This is a genomic window from Streptomyces sp. NPDC007929 (assembly GCF_042959065.1).
Lineage (GTDB): Bacteria > Actinomycetota > Actinomycetes > Streptomycetales > Streptomycetaceae > Streptomyces.
In genome coordinates this window covers 43027-60942 of record NZ_JBIBKD010000014.1, presented here as the reverse complement: position 1 = coordinate 60942, position 17916 = coordinate 43027, and the positions used below count along the sequence as shown (strand labels likewise).

The window sequence follows — 17916 nt, the reverse complement described above, 5'->3', positions numbered from 1 at the left end:
GGTGTCTCATCTGCCGAAGAGTTCGAACGCCACCGCCGGCCGGCCCCCGAACCGCTCCCCCGTCCGCTCGGCGTGCTGCGTCAGGAAGCCGCGCACATACGTCTCCGGGTCCTCGTCGGTCAGCACCTCGATGTAGCTGCGGTGTTCCAGCAGCGAGGCAACCGCCCGCTCCATGCCGGCCGTCGCGTCGACGGCGTGCGTGGGGGTGCTGGACCCCGCGACGGCCACCCAGCGCACACCGTCCCAGGGGTCGAGGCCCTGCTCGACGAGCTCGGGGAAGATCCACCGGTTGCCGGCGTCGCCCGCCGCGTCGAGCGTGGCCCGGCCGACGGCGACGTGGTCCGGGGTGTTCCAGGCGGTGCCGCCCCAGGTGTCGCGGTGGTTGAGCGTGATGACCAGCTCGGGCTTGTGGCGGCGGACGGCGGCGGCGATGTCGCGGCGCAGGGCGGTGCCGTACTCGATCACGCCGTCCCGGTGGTCGAGGAACTCCACCTCCGAGACGCCGACCACCGCCGCGCTCGCCCGCTGCTCCCGCTCGCGCAGCGGCCCGCACCGGGCGGGCTCGATGGTGTCGATGCCCGCCTCGCCCCGGGTCGCGAGTACGTAGACGACCTCACGGCCCTCGTCGGTCCAGGCCGCGATCGCCGCCGAGCAGCCGTACTCGAGGTCGTCCGGGTGGGCCACGACCGCGAGGGCACGCCGCCAGTCGCCGGGCATGGGCTGGAGTTGAGTGGTCGTCATGTCCGAGAGACTAGGGCCTTCGTCGTTGGGATCAGCCCGCGGACGCGGGGCCTGGCACGCGCATCTGACGCGTTGTCGTCACTCGCCAATGCTCGGCATCACGCCTCGTCCCGTACGAGCGCCAGCAGCCGGTCGAGGACGCGGGGGCCGCCCGTTCGGATGCCGTCGTGCTCGAACTCGTCGGTGATCCAGGTGCGCAGACCCCGGATCGTGCGAGCGGTGTGCAGGGAGTGGGCCGTGTCGACGTACATGTCGTCGTGGTAGACAGCCGCCACCACCGGCACCGTGTTGGCGGCGAGGCGGGCGGCGTCGTACAGGGGTGTCCAGTCGGTGCGGGCGGCGAGCAGTTCGGCGGTCTCGCGCAGCGGGCGCAGCGCCGGGTCGCAGTCGAACATCCAGGGGTGAATCGATTCTCCGGTGAACAGGAGGGGCTCGTCGCCCGCGAGGGCCTTGGCGGCGTCGAACTGCGGGAACTCGGCGCGCACCCGCTCGGCGGACCAGGCCGTGGGCCGGGCGTCCTGGCCGTAGATCGACTCGTGGACCAGGGCGTACAGCGGGTGGCGGGCGTAGGAGAGCATGGCCTGCGCCTGCTCCTGGAAGGCGTCGGAGAGGGTGGAGCCCTGCGGGGTGCGGACGAAGGCGTTCTCCAGGAGGTAGTGCAGGCGGTGGGTGCCGTCGCCGGTGCCGAGGACGATGCCGAGGGACTGGAAGGCCTCCACGGTGAGCCGGTAGCCGCCTGGCAGGACCACGTCGTGGTGCAGCAGGTGCTCGGCGATGCGGCGGGCACGCTCGGCGTCCTGCGGGTAGCGGGCGTAGTGGGCGGCGACCTTGCGCTCGATGCGCGGGAAGGCGGCCCGGTAGACGTCGTCGGCGTGGGCGTCCAGGGCGGGCAGACCGCCGGTGATCACGGCCGTCGCCAGGCCCTCGGGGGCGAGGGACAGGTAGCTGGTGACGCAGAAGCCGCCGAAGCTCTGGCCGAGGACGGTCCAGGACTTGCCGCCGGTGAGCTCGGCGCGGACGGCCTCGCAGTCGCGGACGATCGCGTCGGCCCGGAAGTGCGTGAGGTACTCGGCCTGCTCGGCCGGGCCGCCGCGCAGCGGGAGTGTCTGGCGGTTGGCGGGGGTGCTGTGGCCGGTGCCGCGCTGGTCGAGCAGCAGGACGCGGTACTCCTTCAGGGCCCGGCCCAGCCAGCCCGGCCGGCCGACGGAGCGGTCGGCGCCGAAGCCGGGGCCGCCCTGGAGGTAGACCAGCCACGGGAGGTCCTGGTGCGTCTTGTCGCTCGCGACGACCTCGCGGGCGTACAGCTCGATCGTCTCGCCCCCGGGGCGGTCGTGGTCGAGGGGAACGGTGAAGCGGCGGTCGGTGAGGACGACTCCGGGCTGGCGGTAGCTGACGGTCAACAGGGCTCCCGGGACGGACGGATTTTTCGGGCCGCGTCCCAGTTCATCACAGCGATCGTCCGCGGGTGAGCCCTTCGATCATGAAACCTTGCTGAACGGCCGTTCAGACCGTTCCTGAACGGCTGTTCAGGCTCAGCGGGCGGACAGGCTGGAGCGGCGGACCACCAGCTCGGGCTGGAGGACGACCCTGCGGTGCTCGTGCGCGCGCGCCGCGCCCTCTTCCTCCGTCTCCTCCAGCAGCAGGTCGGCGGCCATGGCTCCCATCGTGACGGCGGGCTGCCGCACCGAGGTGAGCGGGACGGCGGCGGCCGCGGCGAACTCGATGTCGTCGTAGCCGACGATGGCGAGGTCGTCGGGGACGCCCACGCCTGCCGCGTACATGGCTTGCAGGACGCCGAGGGCGAGCAGGTCGTTGGCGCAGAACACGGCGGTGGGCCGGTCGGCGAGGCCGAGCAACCGGGCCCCGGCGTCACGGCCTGCGGCGACGTCCAGCCGTTCGGTGGGCAGCTCGCGCAGCGCGTCGGGACCGAGCCCGGCCTCGGCGAGCGCCTCCAGGGCGCCGGTGCGGCGGTCGCGGACCTGGTTCAGGCCGGGCGGGCCGCTGACGTAGGCGAGGGAGCGGTGCCCGGCGTCGACGAGGTGGCGTACCGCGAGGGCGCCGCCCGCGACGTCGTCGACGGAGACGGAGCACTCGGTGGTGCCCTCGGCGACCCGGTCGACCAGGACGAACGGGATGTTGTGCCGACGGAACGCCTCGATGTTGCGGCCGGTGGCGTCGGCCGGGGTGAGGAGCACGCCGCGCACCCGCTGCTCGGCGAAGAGCGACAGGTACTCGGCCTCCTCGCCCGGGTTCTGGGCGCTGTTGCAGACCATCACGCCGAGTCCGGCGCGGCGGGCGGCACGCTCGGCGCCGCGCGCCACGTCGACGAAGAAGGGGTTGCCCATGTCGAGGACGAGCAGCCCCATGATGCGGCTGCGGCCCGCGCGCAGCTGGCGCGCGGACTCGCTGCGGACGTAGCCGAGCCGGTCTATCGCGGACAGCACCCGCGCCCGGGTTTCGGTCGCGACCGTGTCCGGGCGGTTGATCACGTTCGAGACCGTGCCGACGGAGACTCCGGCGACGCGGGCGACGTCCTTGATACCCACGGACTGGGCCATCGGGCAGGGACCTCCAGAGGGGAGTCGGGGGGCGGCGGCCGGAGCGGCCTCACATTACCGGCAGGCCGCCCCGGAACCGGACGCGGTCAGGCGGGCAGGCGGAAGTTGATGTTGCGCAGCGCCGAGGGCGTGGTGCCGCTGGACTTCTCCTGGTACATGATCGACAGGTAGTGGTCCTGTGCGACGCGGCTCTCGTCGATCACGACCTCGCCGAAGGCGTTGAGTCCGGCGGAGACACCGTCGTACAGCATCGTCCAGTCCGTGTATCCGGAGGCCTTGGAGGCCCCGGCGATCCGGCAGAACGGGAAGATCGCGTACGCGTTGTCGTACTTGTCCAGGATCAGCTTGGTGCGCTGGCTGGAGTTGAGCGGGACCGGTATCTCGGTCTTCTGCCAGGCACCGGAGGAGTTCTTGCGGACGTGGAAGGCGCGGCCGCTGGCCGTGCGGTTCGCGACGTAGTTGGTGGTGCACTGGCCGAAGCGCCCGGGCACGTAGGAGATGATCGCGTGCGGCCGGCCCGCGGAGTCGGTGAACTGGCTCTCCTGGTTCATCAGGGAGTGGTCCGGGTTGAGCGGGTCGATCACCAGGCCGCTGTCGGTGACGGCGACCTTGTCGGAGCCGCCGGTGGTGCCGACGACGGTACCGGCGTCGTTGCGCCAGGTGCGGCCGCGGTCGTCGGAGTAGACGTAGCCGGTGTCGTGGTTGGTGATGCCGCCGCCGTTGCACATCACGGCGCCGTTCTGCTCGCGCCAGGTGAAGAAGGAGTGCAGCCGGCCGTTCTTGTCGTAGTCGATGCCGTGCAGGTACATGTTGCGGGCGGTGGAGGAGCCGTGCTCGCTGGTGTACGTGCCGGTGGAGCTTGACCACTCGCCGAGGTTGGTCCACTTCGTGCCGTCGTACTCGGCGAGGGCGTTGCGTCCGTTGCCGGAGATGGCGACCCGGTAGCTGAGCTGGAGCTTGCCCTCGGGGGTGGAGACGAACTGCGGGTAGGTGAACTGGGAGGTGAGGGCGAGGCCGTCCAGGGTGGACTGGGGTGCGCCGAAGCGGCTCGCGGTCCAGCTCAGACCGTCCGGGTTGTCCATCAGGCCGGCGACCGACTTGACGTAGGTGAAGCCGTCGCTGTGGGAGTCCATGTTGAGGTGCAGACGCCCGTCGACCTTCGAGACCCCCATCGAGATGACGTTGTGGGAGTCGTTGTAGCGCAGGTTGTGCCCGACCTTGACCGTGGACCAGGTGCTGGTGCCGAACTTGCGGCGGCCGACGACGGCGCCCCGGTCGGCGGTGTACCAGACGGCGTACTGGTAGCCCTTGTAGGTCAGCAGGCCGTTCTTCTGGAACGCGTTGTTGTTGACCAACCCGTCGTAGGACACGAAGAAGATGGCCTGGGCGTCGAGCAGGGTGCTACCGGTCAGGGTGAGCGAGGGCCCTGGGTCGGCGGCCTGCGCGGTGCCGGAGGCGAGGGCGGGGGTCACCACGGCTCCCGCGAGGGCGGCGGCCAGCAGCGTACGTCTGTGCATCTCGTGGACTCCATCGTCATGCGAGGTGGAAAACTTCGGTGAGGGGTTTCATGGCCTCGTCGGGCCGGGTGCCGTCCAGCGACTCGAAGAACGGCGCCATCTCCGCCTGCCAGCGGGCGTTGACGTCGGTGGCTTCCATGCCGGCCCGGGCGGCGGCGAAGTCCTCGGTCTCCAGGTAGCCGACGAGCAGTCCGTCCTCGCGCAGGAAGAGCGAGTAGTTGTGCCAGCCGGTCTCCGAGAGCGCCTGGAGCATCTCGGGCCACACCGCGGCGTGCCGCTCGCGGTACTCGTCGAGGCGCTCCGCCCGGACCTTCAGCAGGAAGCACACGCGCTGCATCAACGACCTCCCAGGGTCTAGAAGTTGAACTGGTCGATGTTCTTGGCGTCGAACACGGTCGGCTTGCCGAGGCTGATCACGCCGTCCTTGCCGATGGTGTACTCGCCCATGGAGCCGGCCTTGAAGGTCTCGCCCTCCTTGCCGGTGATCTGGCCGGAGGACAGGGCGACGGCGGTGCGGGCGGCCAGCTCGCCGAGCTTGGCCGGGTCCCACAGCTCGAAGCCCTCGACGGTGCCGTTCTTGACGTACTTGCGCATGTCGTTGGGGGTGCCGAGGCCGGTCAGCTTGACCTTGCCCTTGTACTTGGAGCCCGACAGGTACTGGGCGGCGGCCTTGATGCCCACGGTGGTCGGGGAGATGATCCCCTTGAGGTTCGGGTACTCCTGGAGCAGGCCCTGGGTCTGCTGGAAGGACTGCTGGGCGTCGTCGTTGCCGTACGCGATCTTCACCAGCTTCATGTTCTTGTACTCGGGCTTCTTCAGCTCGTCCTTCATGAAGTCGATCCAGGTGTTCTGGTTCGTCGCGGTCTGCGCGGCGGACAGGATCGCGATCTCGCCCTTGTAGTCGATCTGCTTGGCGAGCAGCTGCACCTCGGTACGGCCCAGGTCCTCGGCGGAGGCCTGCGAGACGAAGGCGTTGCGGCAGTCGGGCTTGGTGTCGGAGTCGTAGGTGACGACCTTGATGTCGTTCTTCATGGCCTGCTTGAGCGCGGTGCACAGGGCGCCCGGGTCCTGCGCGGACACGGCCATCGCGTCGACCTGCTGCTGGGTGAGCGTGTTGACGTAGGAGACCTGCCCGGCGGTGTCGGTCGCGCTGGACGGCCCGACCTCCTTGTAGCTGGACCCCAGCTCCTTGAGCGCCTTCTCGCCGCCCTTGTCGGCGCTGGTGAAGTACGGGTTGTTGACCTGCTTGGGCAGGAACCCGACGGTGAGGCCCTTCTTGGTGGCCGCGTTCGGGTCGGCCTTGCCGGCGGTGGCCGCGCTGCCGCCGTCGTTCGCGACGTCCTTCTTGGTGGTGCCGCCGCCGCAGGCGGTGAGGGCGAGGGCGAGCGAGGTGGCGGTGGCGAGCGCCGCACAGCTGCGGCGGAGGGTGGTCTTACGCATGGCGATGGTCCTTTATTTCGGAGAGCGGGTTACGAGGTGGTGGTCGAGGCGGCTCTGCGGCCCGCCCTCGCTGTGGAGATCTGCCGTACGACCCGGGGGCCGAGGACAGAGAGAACGAGCAGTACGCCGGTGACGACGATCTGCGACTGCGCCGAGACATCCTGAAGGCTCATCACGTTCTGCAGCGCACCGAGCAGGAACACGCCGGCGATCGCACCACCCAACGTGCCCTTGCCGCCGTCGAAGTCGATACCGCCGAGCAACACGGCCGCCACCACGGAGAGTTCGAGGCCGGTGGCGTTGTCGTAGCGCGCACTGGCGTAGTGCAGCGCCCAGAAGATCCCGGTCAGGGAGGCCATCAGACCGGTCAGCGTGAACAGGATCAGCTTCTGCCGCCTGACGCGGATCCCGGCGAACCGCGCGGCCTCCTCGCTCGCGCCGATCGCGAAGAGCGAGCGCCCGAACGGTGTGGCGTGCAGCGCGACCACGGCGATGGTGAGCAGGACGAGGAACGGCAGGAAGGCGTAGGGGATGAAGGTGTCCCCGATGCGCCCGGCCGCGAAGTCCAGGTACTGCGTGGGGAAGTCGGTGACCGCGTCGGACCCGAGGACGATCTGCGCGATGCCCCGGTAGGCGGCCAGCGTGCCGATGGTGACGGCGAGGGACGGCAGCCCCAGCCTGGTCACCAGCAGCCCGTTGACCAGTCCGCACACGACACCGAGCAGCAGACAGATCGGGATGATCGTCTCGATGGCCATGCCCTGGTTCCACAGGGCGCCCATCACGGCCCCGGACAGCCCGGCGGTCGACGCGACCGACAGGTCGATCTCCCCGGACACCACCAGCAGCGTCATCGGCAGCGCGATCAGCGCGATGGGCAGCGTGTTGCCGATCAGGAAGGACAGGTTGAGGGCGTTGCCGAACCCGTCGACGAAGCCGAAGGAGAACAGCAGGACGACGATGAGGAGGGCGCCGACGACCGTGTCCCAGCGGACCGCTCGGCTCAGGGAGAGATCAGCCATGGCGGGCGTTCCTCTTCTTCAGGGCGGAGGCCACGCGCAGCGCGACGATCCGGTCGACCGCGATCGCGAGGATGAGCAGGATGCCGTTGATCGCGAGCACCCAGACGGAGCTGACACCGAGGGCGGGCAGCACGCTGTTGACGGAGGTCAGCAGCAGGGCCCCGAGGGCGGCGCCGTAGACGCTGCCGGAGCCGCCGGTGAAGACGACGCCGCCGACCACGACCGCGCTGACGACGGTCAGTTCGTAGCCGTTGCCGGTGCCGGAGTCGACGTTGCCGAAGCGGGCCAGGTACATGGCGCCGGCGAGTCCGGCGAGGGCCCCGCAGAAGGTGTACGCGGCGAGGATCCGCTTGCGGACGGGGATGCCGGCCAGGCGCGCGGCCTCGGGGTTGGAGCCGAGGGCGTACAGCTCGCGGCCGCCGGCGAAGTGCTTGAGGTAGTAGGCGGTGGCGATGAGCACCGCCAGCGCGATCAGCGCCAGGTACGGCACCGCGGAGATGCCGCCGGAGCCGAAGTCGACGAATCCGCCGGGCAGATCGGCGGCGGTGATCTGACGGGAGCCGACCCAGATGGAGTCGATGCCGCGGATGATGTAGAGCGTGCCGAGGGTGACGACGAGCGCCGGCACCTGGCCGAGGCTGACGAGCAGACCGTTGAGCAGTCCGAAGCCGATGCCGAGCAGCACCGCCAGCGCGATCGCCACGACGGAGTCGCCGCCGCCCTGGAGATAGGTTCCGGCGGCGAACGCGCTGATGCCGAGGGTGGAGCCGACGGACAGGTCGACATTGCGGGTGATGACGACGAGGGACTGGCCGGTGGCGACCAGGACCAGGATCGTCGCGTTCAGCAGCAGGTCCTTGATGCCCTGCTCGGACAGGAACTCGCTGTTGCCGGCCTGGGTGACGCCGATCATCACCAGGAAGACGAGCAGGATGGCGAGTTCGCGCATCTTGAAGACGCGGTCGGCCAGCCGGGTGCCGCTGGACTTGGGCACATCGGCCGCGGGGGCTTCTCGCGGGGTGACGACCGTCATGCGGCGGCCCTCCCGGTGGCTGCGGCCATCACGGTTTCCTCGGTGGCGTCGGAGCGTGGGATCTCGGCGGTGAGCCGGCCCTCGTGCATCACCAGCACGCGGTCGGCCATGCCGAGGATCTCGGGCAGGTCGGAGGAGATCATCAGGACGGCGACGCCGTCGGCGGCCAGCTGCGACAGCAGCCGGTGCACCTCGGCCTTGGTGCCGACGTCGATGCCGCGGGTGGGCTCGTCGACGATCAGCACCTTCGGGCCGGTGGCCAGCCACTTGGCGAGCACGACCTTCTGCTGGTTGCCGCCGGAGAGCGTGTTGACGGTGTCGGCGATCCGGGCGTACTTCACCTGGAGCTTGACGGCCCAGTCGAGGGAGCGGCTGCGCTCGGCGCCGCGGTCCATCAGCCCGGCCTTCACGGTCGTCCGCAGGCCGGTGAGCCCGATGTTCCGCTCGATGGACATGTCCATCACCAGGCCCTGGGCGCGCCGGTCCTCCGGGACCAGGGCGACTCCGGCGGCCATGGCGGCCGAGGGCGCGCCGTTGACCAGGGACCTGCCGTGGACCTGGACCTCTCCGGCGTCGCGGCGGTCGATGCCGAACACCGCCCGGGCGACCTCGGTGCGCCCTGCGCCGACGAGCCCGGCCAGGCCGACGATCTCGCCGTGCCGGACCTCGAAGGAGACGTCGGTGAAGACCCCCTCACGAGTCAGCCGGCGCACGCTCAGGGCGACCTCGCCCGGTGTCACGTCCTGCTTGGGGTAGAGCTCGTCGAGGTCGCGGCCGACCATGCGGCGCACCAGGTCGTCCTCGGTCATGCCCTCCAGCGGTTCGCTGCCGACCCAGGCGCCGTCGCGCAGGGTGGTGACCCGGTGGCAGATCTCGAAGATCTCCTCCAGCCGGTGGGAGATGAACAGCACGGCGGCGCCCTGGTCGCGCAGAGTGCGGACGACGCCGAAGAGGCGGGCGACCTCGCTGCCGGTGAGGGCGGCGGTCGGCTCGTCCATGATCAGGACGCGGGCGTCGAAGGAGAGGGCTTTGGCGATCTCGACGATCTGCTGGTCGGCGATGGACAGACCGCGGGCGGGCCGGTCGGGGTCGAGTTCGACGCCGAGGCGCTGCATCAGGGCGGCCGTCGCGTTGTGGGTGGCCTTGTGGTCGATCCGGCCGAGGGCGCGGCGCGGCTGGCGGCCCATGTAGATGTTCTCGGCGATCGACAGGTCGGGGAAGAGCGTCGGCTCCTGGTAGATCACGGCGATGCCGGCGTCGCGGGCGTCACCGGGTCCGACGAAGGCGACGGGCACACCGTCGAGCAGCACCTGGCCGGCGTCCGGGCGGTGCACTCCGGCGAGCGTCTTGATCAGGGTGGACTTGCCGGCGCCGTTCTCACCGGCGAGTGCGTGCACCTCCCCGGGGAACAGCTCAAGGGAGACGTCCCGCAGTGCACGGACCGCGCCGAAGGACTTGGAGACGTCCCTCAGCGCGAGAACCGGGGCCGGACCCGTGGTGGACGGGTGGGTCATGAGGGCTCCTCGACGACGCCGGCGGGTCGGCCCTCTCGGCGTCGTGAAAGGTTTCAACTGGGTTGCCGGGACGTTAGGCGGGCCGCGCATGTCACGTCAATGGGTTCCGGTCGAAAAAGTTTCGAGGACAGAAGGTCACGCACAGGTCACGGGAAACCGTCTCACCCGGAGGGGTTGACACCCCTTCGGGGGGCCCATAACTTCGCCTCCTGAATCGTTTCACTCAGTGGTCGTCACGACCCGATGTCACAGGAGCCTGACGTGACCGAGCTCGCCGCGGCGAAGGCCGCTCTCAAGACACAGGCCGTCGAGACACCGTCGTGGGCCTACGGGAACTCGGGCACGCGGTTCAAGGTGTTCGCGCAGCAGGGTGTGCCGCGCACACCGTTCGAGAAGCTGGACGACGCGGCCAAGGTGCACGAGTTCACCGGCGTCGCCCCGACCGTGGCCCTGCACATCCCGTGGGACCGGGTCGACGACTACGCCGCGCTGGCCAAACACGCCGAGCAGCGGGGCGTGAAGCTCGGCGCGATCAACTCCAACACCTTCCAGGACGACGACTACAAGCTCGGCAGCATCTGCCACCCGGAGGCCGCCGTACGCCGCAAGGCCGTGGATCATCTGCTGGAGTGCGTCGACATCATGGACGCGACGGGCTCGGCGGATCTGAAGCTGTGGTTCGCCGACGGGACGAACTATCCCGGGCAGGACGACATCCGGGCCCGGCAGGACCGGCTGGCCGAGGGGCTCGCCGAGGTCTACGAGCGGCTCGGGGACGGGCAGCGGATGCTGCTGGAGTACAAGTTCTTCGAGCCGGCGTTCTACACGACGGACGTGCCGGACTGGGGTACCGCCTACGCGCACTGCCTGAAGCTCGGCCCCAAGGCGCAGGTCGTCGTCGACACCGGGCATCACGCGCCGGGGACGAACATCGAGTTCATCGTGGCGACGCTGCTGCGTGAGGGGAAGCTCGGCGGGTTCGACTTCAACTCCCGGTTCTACGCGGACGACGACCTGATGGTCGGGGCGGCGGATCCGTTCCAGCTGTTCCGGATCATGTACGAGGTGATCCGGGGCGGGGGCTTCACGCCCGAGGTCGCCTTCATGCTCGACCAGTGCCACAACATCGAGGCGAAGATCCCGGCGATCATCCGGTCGGTGATGAACGTCCAGGAGGCCACGGCGAAGGCGCTGCTGATCGACCGGGAGGCGTTGAGCTCCGCTCAGCGGGCCGGGGACGTGCTGGAGGCCAACGCGGTGCTGATGGACGCGTACAACACGGATGTACGGCCGTTGCTGCGGGAGGTGCGGGAGGAGATGGGGCTGGACCCCGAGCCCCTTGCCGCGTACCGGGCGTCCGGGTGGGCTTCGAAGATCGTGGCGGAGCGGGTGGGTGGGGAGCAGGCGGGTTGGGGAGCGTGACCCCTGCGCTTGGCTGAAGCCGACTGCCGTACATCGTCTGCCGGGTGCTTGCCGGTCGCGGGCTGCGGGCCGTGGTGGGTTGCTCGCGCAGTTCCCCGCGCCCCTGAGAAGCAGGGGCGCGGGGCGTCCCACGCGCCCGCACTCGGCAACGCACCCGCATCCCCGAGCTGAACCCCGTACACATCTCACCGTAAGGATTGATCGCACATGGCAACCCATCCCGAAGCCGCCGCGCTGCTGGCTCGTTCGCGTCGGCTCGGTGCCGATCCGCGGAACACCAACTACGCCGGCGGCAACGCGTCCGCCAAGGGGACCGACACCGACCCCGTCACCGGGGGCGACGTGGAGCTGATGTGGGTGAAGGGGTCCGGCGGCGACCTGGGCACCCTGACCGAGGCCGGACTCGCCGTGCTGCGGCTGGACCGGATGCGGGCGCTCGTGGAGGTGTACCCGGGCGTCGAGCGCGAGGACGAGATGGTCGCCGCGTTCGACTACTGCCTGCACGGCAAGGGCGGTGCGGCACCGTCGATCGACACCGCGATGCACGGGCTGGTGGACGCTGCCCACGTGGACCACCTGCATCCCGACTCCGGTATCGCGCTGGCCTGTGCCGCCGACGGGGAGAAGCTGACCGCCGAGTGCTTCGGGTACACCGTGGTGTGGGTGCCGTGGCGGCGGCCCGGTTTCCAGCTGGGGCTGGACATCGCCGCTGTGAAGGAGGCCCATCCGCGGGCCATCGGGTGCGTGCTCGGCGGGCACGGGATCACCGCCTGGGGCGACACCGCCGAGGAGTGCGAGCGGAACTCGCTGCACATCATCCGGACCGCCGAGGCCTTCCTCGCCGAACGCGGCAAGGCCGAGCCCTTCGGGCCGGTGATGGAGGGGTACGCCGCGCTGGGCACCGGTGAGCGCCGGGAGCGGGCCGCCGCGCTCGCGCCGTACGTACGGGCCCTCGCCTCGCAGGACCGGCCCCAGGTCGGGCACTTCGACGACTCCGGGGTCGTGCTCGACTTCCTGGCGAGCGCGGAGCACCCGCGGCTCGCCGCGCTCGGGACGTCGTGTCCGGACCACTTCCTGCGGACGAAGGTCCGGCCGCTGGTGCTGGACCTGCCGCCGGGCGCCCCGCTCGACGAGGCGATCGCCCGGCTGAAGGAGCTGCACGCCGAGTACCGCGCGGAGTACGCCGCCTACTACGAGCGGCACGCCGAGCCCGGTTCACCCGCCATGCGCGGCGCCGACCCGGCGATCGTGCTGGTGCCGGGCGTGGGCATGTTCTCCTTCGGCAAGGACAAGCAGACCGCCCGGGTCGCGGGCGAGTTCTACGTCAACGCCATCAATGTGATGCGCGGGGCCGAGGCCGTGTCCACGTACGCGCCGATCGAGGAGTCCGAGAAGTTCCGCATCGAGTACTGGGCGCTGGAGGAGGCCAAGCTCCAGCGCATGCCGAAGCCCAAGGCGCTGGCGACCCGGGTGGCGCTGGTGACGGGCGCCGGCAGCGGCATCGGCAAGGCCATCGCGCACCGGCTCGCCGCCGAGGGCGCGTGTGTGGTCGTCGCCGACCTGAACGCGGAGAACGCCGCCGCCGTCGCCGAGGAGCTGGGCGGGCCCGACAAGGCCGTCGCGGTGACCGTCGACGTGACGGACGAGGGGCAGATCGCCGAGGCCTTCAAGGCCGCCGTGCTGGCCTTCGGCGGGGTCGACCTCGTCGTCAACAACGCGGGCATCTCGATCTCCAAGCCGCTGCTGGAGACCTCCGCCAAGGACTGGGACCTTCAGCACGACATCATGGCGCGCGGCTCGTTCCTGGTGTCGCGGGAAGCGGCCCGGGTGATGATCGCCCAGGAGCTGGGCGGCGACATCGTCTACATCGCCTCGAAGAACGCCGTGTTCGCCGGTCCCAACAACATCGCCTACTCCGCCACCAAGGCCGACCAGGCCCACCAGGTGCGGCTGCTCGCGGCCGAGCTGGGCGAGCACGGCATCCGCGTCAACGGGATCAATCCGGACGGCGTGGTGCGCGGCTCGGGCATCTTCGCCGGCGGGTGGGGCGCGAAGCGGGCCGCCGTGTACGGGGTGGAGGAGGAGAAGCTGGGCGAGTTCTACGCCCAGCGGACCCTCCTCAAGCGCGAGGTGCTGCCCGAGCATGTCGCGAACGCCGTCTTCGCGCTGACCGGCGGGGACCTCACCCACACGACCGGTCTGCACATCCCGGTCGACGCCGGCGTCGCGGCCGCCTTCCTGCGATGAGCGCGGCCGTGAAGTCCTACGCCGCGGTCGACCTGGGCGCGTCCAGCGGGCGGGTCATGGTCGGCCGCGTCGGCCCGGACTCACTGGAGCTGAGCGAGGCGCACCGCTTCCCCAACCGGCCCGTCCGGGTGCCCGAGGGGCTGCGGTGGGACGTGCTCGGGCTGTACGCGGGGGTACTGGACGGCCTGAAGGCGGCCGGGGCCCACTGCGGTGGACGGCTCGACTCCGTCGGTATCGACAGCTGGGCCGTGGACTACGGGCTGCTGGACGCGGACGGGGCGCTGCTCGGCAACCCCGTGCACTACCGCGACGCCCGGACGGAGGGGGTCGCGGAGAAGGTGTGGGCGACCGTGCCCGCGGCCGAGCTGTACGCGGCGACCGGGTTGCAGTACGCGCCCTTCAACACCCTCTACCAGCTGACCGCGGCCCGGTCGACGGTTCAGCTCGAACGGGCCCGGCGGCTGCTGCTGGTGCCGGACCTGCTGACGTACTGGCTGACCGGCGAGCAGGGCACCGAACTGACCAACGCGTCCACGACCCAGCTGATCGATCCGCGCACCCGCGACTGGGCGTACGGCATCGCCTCCCGGCTCGGCATCGACCTGGAGCTGTTCGCGCCGCTGAGGCAGCCCGGCGATCCGGCGGGCCTGCTGCGGCCCGCGGTGCTGGAGGAGACCGGGCTGGCCGGACCCGTGCCGGTGACGGCCGTGGGGTCGCACGACACCGCCTCGGCGGTCGCCGCCGTACCGGCGTCGGGCGAGAGGTTCGCCTACATCTGCACCGGCACCTGGTCGCTGGCCGGTCTGGAGCTGGACGCGCCGGTGCTGTCCGAGGAGAGCCGGGCCGCCAACTTCACCAATGAGCTGGGGCTGGACGGCACGGTCCGCTACCTGCGCAACATCATGGGGCTGTGGCTGCTCCAGGAGTGCGTGCGGGCCTGGGGCGAGCCGGATCTGGGCGCGCTGCTGCTGGAGGCGTCCAAGGCTCCGGCCCTGCGCTCGGTCGTGGACGCGGGTGACGCGGCGTTCCTGGCGCCCGGGCGGATGCCGGAGCGGATCGCCGAGGCCTGCCGTGCCTCCGGGCAGCCGGTGCCCGAGTCGCCGGCCGAGGTGACGCGCTGCATCCTCGACTCCCTCGCCCTCGCGCACCGCGAGGCCGTCTCGGACGCCCAGCGGCTCGCGGGACACGCGGTCGACGTCGTGCACGTGGTCGGGGGCGGTACGCGCAACGCGCTGCTGTGCCAGCTGACCGCCGACGCGTGCGGGCTGCCGGTGGTGTCCGGGCCGACCGAGGCCGCCGCGCTGGGCAACGTCCTCGTGCAGGCGCGGGCGCACGGGCTGGTCGGCGACCTGGCCGGAATGCGGCGGCTGCTCGTGAACACCCAGCCGCTCACGCGGTACGAGCCCCGGGGCGGGACCGAGCGGTGGCGCGCCGCGCGGGCCCGGCTCGCCGGGCGGTGACGGAGGCTCCCCCTCGGCCTCGTCCCCCTATTACCCTGCACTCATCCGATGACCGACCCACAAGGAGCCGCGATGCGTGTCGCCCTGTTCCTGACCTGCGTCAACGACACGCTGTATCCGGACACCGGGCGCGCCGTGGTGAAACTGCTGACCAGACTGGGGGTCGATGTCGACTTTCCGAGCGGGCAGACCTGCTGCGGGCAGGCGCACTACAACACCGGATACCGCCACGAGGCAGAGCCGCTCGCCCGGCATTTCTCCGATGTATTCCGCGAGTACGACGCGATCGTGACGCCGTCCGGGTCGTGCGGGGCGATGGTGCGGGAGCTGTATCCGCGGATGGGTGAGCGGGCCCGGGCCGAGGGACGCGGGGACACCCTCGCGGCCACGCTGGCGCCGGTGGTGCCCAAGACGTACGAGCTGACCGAGTTCCTGGTCGACGTGCTGGGCGTGACGGACGTCGGGGCGTATTTCCCGCACAAGGTGACCTACCACCCGACCTGTCACGGGCTGCGCGGACTCGGGCTCGGCGAGCGGCCGCTGCGGCTGCTGCGGGCGGTGAAGGGCCTGGAACTCGCCGAGCTGCCGGGGGCCGAGGAGTGCTGCGGGTTCGGTGGCACCTTCGCGCTGAAGAACTCCGACGTCTCGGCGGCGATGGGCGCCGACAAGGTGCGCAACGCCGAGTCGACGGGCGCCGAGGTGCTGTGCGCGGCCGACAACTCATGTCTGATGCACCTCGGCGGGACGATGGCCCGGCTGCGCACCGGCATGCGGCCGGTGCACATCGCGGAGATCCTGGCGAGCACCGAGGAGGAGCCGGCCGTATGAGCGGAACGTATCTCGGCATGCCGGCGTTCCCGGCAGCCGCGCGGGAGGCCGTGGGGAACGCGACCCTGCGCGGCAATCTGCGGCACGCCACGCACACCATCCGCGCCAAGCGTGCCAAGGCCGTGTCGGAGGTGTCCGACTGGGCCGAACTGCGCGAGGCGGGCAAGCGCATCAAGGACCACACGCTGCGCCATCTCGACCGCTACCTCGTGCAGCTGGAGGAGTCGGTCACGGCCGCGGGCGGCGTCGTGCACTGGGCCGCCGACGCGGACGAGGCCAACGAGATCGTCACGCAGCTCGTGAAGATGACCGGCGAGTCCGAGGTCGTCAAGGTCAAGTCGATGGCCACGCAGGAGATCGGGCTCAACGAGGCGCTGGAGGCCGAGGGCATCCACGCCTACGAGACCGATCTCGCCGAGCTGATCGTGCAGTTGGGCAAGGACCGGCCCTCGCACATCCTGGTCCCGGCGATCCACCGCAACCGGGGCGAGATCCGGGACATCTTCGCCCGCGAGATGAGCGAGTGGGGCCGGCCCGCCCCCGAGGGCCTCACCGACACACCGGCCGAACTCGCCGAGGCCGCCCGTCTGCATCTGCGGGAGAAGTTCCTGCGGGCCAAGGTCGGCGTCTCCGGCGCCAACTTCATGGTCGCCGAGACGGGCACGCTCGTGGTGGTGGAGTCCGAGGGCAACGGCCGGATGTGCCTGACCCTGCCCGAGACGCTGATCTCGGTCGTCGGCATCGAGAAGATCGTGCCGACGTGGCAGGACCTGGAGGTGTTCCTGCAGACCCTGCCCCGCTCCTCCACGGCCGAGCGCATGAACCCCTACACCTCGACGTGGACCGGCACCACGGACGAGGACGGTCCGCGGACCTTCCATGTGGTGCTGCTGGACAACGGCCGCACCGACACCCTCGCCGACGAGGTCGGCCGACAGGCGCTGCGCTGCATCCGCTGCTCGGCGTGCCTCAATGTGTGCCCGGTCTACGAGCGGGCGGGCGGCCACGCCTACGGGTCGGTGTACCCGGGGCCGATCGGCGCGATCCTCAGCCCCCAGCTGCGGGGCACGGGCAGCGAGATCGACGCCTCGCTGCCGTACGCGTCCTCGCTGTGCGGGGCGTGCTACGAGGTGTGCCCGGTCGCCATCGACATCCCCGAGGTGCTGGTGCACCTGCGGGAGCGGGTCGTGCAGGGCGGGGAGGTCACGCGGGACGGCAACAAGGTGGTGCTGCGGCCCGCCAAGGGGCATGCCGCCGAGCGGGCGGCGATGCGCGCGGCCCGCTGGGCGTTCCTGCGCCCGGGCGCGCTGCGCGCGGGCCAGCGGGCCGCCTCCCGGACGCGCCGCCTCCATCCCCGGACGCTGCCCGGTCCCGGCCGGGCCTGGAGCGGGACCCGGGAGCTGCCGCCGGTGCCCGCCGAGCCGTTCCGCGACTGGTGGCAGCGCACACGCGGCGGGAAGGACGGGGACAGGTGAACAGCAGGGAACGGATCCTCGGGCGGGTGCGGCGCGCGCTGGCGGACGTACCGGCCGACGAGACGCCTCTCGCGCGGGACTACCTTCGTGAGCACGGGCGGCGGAGCGTCGCCGAGACGGTGGAGCTGCTCGCGGAGAATCTGGCGGACTACCGGGCGATCGTGCACCGCACGGACACCGGCGGGCTCGCCGGGCTGATCGCGGGACTGCTGGAGAAGCGCGGCGCGGCCTCGGTGCTGGTGCCGCCCGGGCTGGACGAGGAGTGGCTGGCGGCGACCGGTGTGACGCGGGTGGCGGACCGGGCCGGGAGCACGCCGGCCGAGCTGGACCGGGTCGACAGCGTGGTCACCGGCTGCGCGGTCGCCATCGCCGAGACCGGCACCCTCGTGCTGGACGGCTCGCCCGACCAGGGCCGCCGCCGGATCACCCTCGTCCCGGACCATCACATCTGTGTTGTGCGGGTGCCGGACCAGGTCGTGTCGTCGGTGCCGCAGGGGCTCGAACGCCTCGATCCGGCGCGCCCGTTGACCTGGATCTCCGGGCCGTCGGCGACCAGTGACATCGAGCTGGACCGGGTCGAGGGGGTGCACGGTCCGCGCACGCTGGAGGTGATCCTGGTCGGCGAGGACTGACCCGGGCTCGGGGCAGGATCTCGTCCG

At 71.0% G+C, this 17916-nt stretch carries 15 protein-coding genes; 6 read left to right on the top strand and 9 right to left on the bottom strand.

Translation table 11 applies throughout. The features are described from left to right. Positions 1 to 6: 6 nt before the first annotated feature. The 9 genes from ACFZDE_RS34830 to ACFZDE_RS34790 all read right to left on the bottom strand — a co-directional run bounded on the left by ACFZDE_RS34830 (position 7) and on the right by ACFZDE_RS34790 (position 9825). The gene (locus tag ACFZDE_RS34830) at positions 7 to 741 is read right to left on the bottom strand and encodes a PIG-L family deacetylase (RefSeq protein WP_391207205.1); all 735 of its coding nucleotides are present in this window, start codon (positions 739 to 741) and stop codon (positions 7 to 9) included. Between the two features lie 98 nt (positions 742 to 839). Then, positions 840 to 2141 carry an alpha/beta fold hydrolase gene (locus ACFZDE_RS34825; protein WP_391207202.1) on the bottom strand — a complete coding sequence of 434 codons (1302 nt, stop codon included), beginning with the start codon at positions 2139 to 2141 and terminating at the stop codon, positions 840 to 842. Between the two features lie 132 nt (positions 2142 to 2273). Beyond that, on the bottom strand, positions 2274 to 3299 hold the full coding sequence (locus tag ACFZDE_RS34820) for a LacI family DNA-binding transcriptional regulator (protein WP_031105178.1): 1026 nt from the start codon (positions 3297 to 3299) through the stop codon (positions 2274 to 2276). Positions 3300 to 3385: 86 nt separating this feature from the next. Continuing rightward, on the bottom strand, positions 3386 to 4816 hold the full coding sequence (locus ACFZDE_RS34815) for a BNR-4 repeat-containing protein (protein ID WP_391207199.1): 1431 nt from the start codon (positions 4814 to 4816) through the stop codon (positions 3386 to 3388). A 16-nt stretch (positions 4817 to 4832) separates the two neighbouring features. Then, positions 4833 to 5153, bottom strand: coding sequence for an L-rhamnose mutarotase (locus tag ACFZDE_RS34810; RefSeq protein WP_390999426.1), 321 nt, complete (start codon positions 5151 to 5153; stop codon positions 4833 to 4835). A 17-nt stretch (positions 5154 to 5170) separates the two neighbouring features. Continuing rightward, positions 5171 to 6256: a rhamnose ABC transporter substrate-binding protein gene (gene rhaS, locus ACFZDE_RS34805; protein ID WP_391207196.1), complete on the bottom strand. Its 1086-nt coding sequence runs from the start codon at positions 6254 to 6256 to the stop codon at positions 5171 to 5173. A 29-nt stretch (positions 6257 to 6285) separates the two neighbouring features. Beyond that, positions 6286 to 7278 carry an ABC transporter permease gene (locus ACFZDE_RS34800; protein ID WP_390999432.1) on the bottom strand — a complete coding sequence of 331 codons (993 nt, stop codon included), beginning with the start codon at positions 7276 to 7278 and terminating at the stop codon, positions 6286 to 6288. Beyond that, the gene (locus ACFZDE_RS34795; RefSeq protein WP_390999435.1) at positions 7271 to 8311 is read right to left on the bottom strand and encodes an ABC transporter permease; all 1041 of its coding nucleotides are present in this window, start codon (positions 8309 to 8311) and stop codon (positions 7271 to 7273) included. Before ACFZDE_RS34795 ends, ACFZDE_RS34800 begins: the two co-directional genes overlap by 8 nt. Further along, positions 8308 to 9825, bottom strand: a complete 1518-nt coding sequence (locus ACFZDE_RS34790; RefSeq protein ID WP_391207191.1) for an ATP-binding cassette domain-containing protein — start codon at positions 9823 to 9825, stop codon at positions 8308 to 8310. The genes ACFZDE_RS34795 and ACFZDE_RS34790 overlap by 4 nt, the downstream gene beginning before the upstream one ends. Before the next feature lie 261 nt (positions 9826 to 10086). Here ACFZDE_RS34790 and rhaI point away from each other — a divergent pair, with 261 nt between their 5' ends. The 6 genes from rhaI (at position 10087) to ACFZDE_RS34760 (ending at position 17889) form a co-directional block, all read left to right on the top strand. Beyond that, positions 10087 to 11247: an L-rhamnose isomerase gene (gene rhaI, locus ACFZDE_RS34785; protein WP_390999441.1), complete on the top strand. Its 1161-nt coding sequence runs from the start codon at positions 10087 to 10089 to the stop codon at positions 11245 to 11247. Between the two features lie 207 nt (positions 11248 to 11454). Beyond that, positions 11455 to 13494, top strand: coding sequence for a bifunctional aldolase/short-chain dehydrogenase (locus ACFZDE_RS34780; RefSeq protein WP_391207188.1), 2040 nt, complete (start codon positions 11455 to 11457; stop codon positions 13492 to 13494). After that, on the top strand, positions 13491 to 14954 hold the full coding sequence (locus tag ACFZDE_RS34775) for an FGGY-family carbohydrate kinase (protein WP_391207184.1): 1464 nt from the start codon (positions 13491 to 13493) through the stop codon (positions 14952 to 14954). Before ACFZDE_RS34780 ends, ACFZDE_RS34775 begins: the two co-directional genes overlap by 4 nt. A 72-nt stretch (positions 14955 to 15026) precedes the next feature. Further along, complete coding sequence (locus tag ACFZDE_RS34770) at positions 15027 to 15782, top strand: heterodisulfide reductase-related iron-sulfur binding cluster (protein ID WP_391207181.1); 756 nt, start codon at positions 15027 to 15029, stop codon at positions 15780 to 15782. Beyond that, complete coding sequence (locus ACFZDE_RS34765; protein ID WP_391207177.1) at positions 15779 to 17257, top strand: LutB/LldF family L-lactate oxidation iron-sulfur protein; 1479 nt, start codon at positions 15779 to 15781, stop codon at positions 17255 to 17257. The genes ACFZDE_RS34770 and ACFZDE_RS34765 overlap by 4 nt, the downstream gene beginning before the upstream one ends. Beyond that, positions 17254 to 17889 (top strand): LUD domain-containing protein, encoded by a 636-nt coding sequence (locus ACFZDE_RS34760; protein ID WP_390999456.1) that lies wholly within the window; start codon positions 17254 to 17256, stop codon positions 17887 to 17889. The genes ACFZDE_RS34765 and ACFZDE_RS34760 overlap by 4 nt, the downstream gene beginning before the upstream one ends. Positions 17890 to 17916 lie beyond the last annotated feature (27 nt).

Excerpts from the sequence above, each read along its gene's own strand:
- ACFZDE_RS34830 (WP_391207205.1), bottom strand. The coding sequence starts at position 741 with ATGACGACCACTCAACTCCAGCCCATGCCCGGCGACTGGCGGCGTGCC.
- ACFZDE_RS34820 (WP_031105178.1), bottom strand. The coding sequence starts at position 3,299 with ATGGCCCAGTCCGTGGGTATCAAGGACGTCGCCCGCGTCGCCGGAGTC.
- ACFZDE_RS34815 (WP_391207199.1), bottom strand. The coding sequence starts at position 4,816 with ATGCACAGACGTACGCTGCTGGCCGCCGCCCTCGCGGGAGCCGTGGTG.
- ACFZDE_RS34810 (WP_390999426.1), bottom strand. The coding sequence starts at position 5,153 with ATGCAGCGCGTGTGCTTCCTGCTGAAGGTCCGGGCGGAGCGCCTCGAC.
- rhaS (WP_391207196.1), bottom strand. The coding sequence starts at position 6,256 with ATGCGTAAGACCACCCTCCGCCGCAGCTGTGCGGCGCTCGCCACCGCC.
- ACFZDE_RS34800 (WP_390999432.1), bottom strand. The coding sequence starts at position 7,278 with ATGGCTGATCTCTCCCTGAGCCGAGCGGTCCGCTGGGACACGGTCGTC.
- ACFZDE_RS34795 (WP_390999435.1), bottom strand. The coding sequence starts at position 8,311 with ATGACGGTCGTCACCCCGCGAGAAGCCCCCGCGGCCGATGTGCCCAAG.
- ACFZDE_RS34790 (WP_391207191.1), bottom strand. The coding sequence starts at position 9,825 with ATGACCCACCCGTCCACCACGGGTCCGGCCCCGGTTCTCGCGCTGAGG.
- ACFZDE_RS34780 (WP_391207188.1), top strand. The coding sequence starts at position 11,455 with ATGGCAACCCATCCCGAAGCCGCCGCGCTGCTGGCTCGTTCGCGTCGG.
- ACFZDE_RS34775 (WP_391207184.1), top strand. The coding sequence starts at position 13,491 with ATGAGCGCGGCCGTGAAGTCCTACGCCGCGGTCGACCTGGGCGCGTCC.
- ACFZDE_RS34770 (WP_391207181.1), top strand. The coding sequence starts at position 15,027 with ATGCGTGTCGCCCTGTTCCTGACCTGCGTCAACGACACGCTGTATCCG.
- ACFZDE_RS34765 (WP_391207177.1), top strand. The coding sequence starts at position 15,779 with ATGAGCGGAACGTATCTCGGCATGCCGGCGTTCCCGGCAGCCGCGCGG.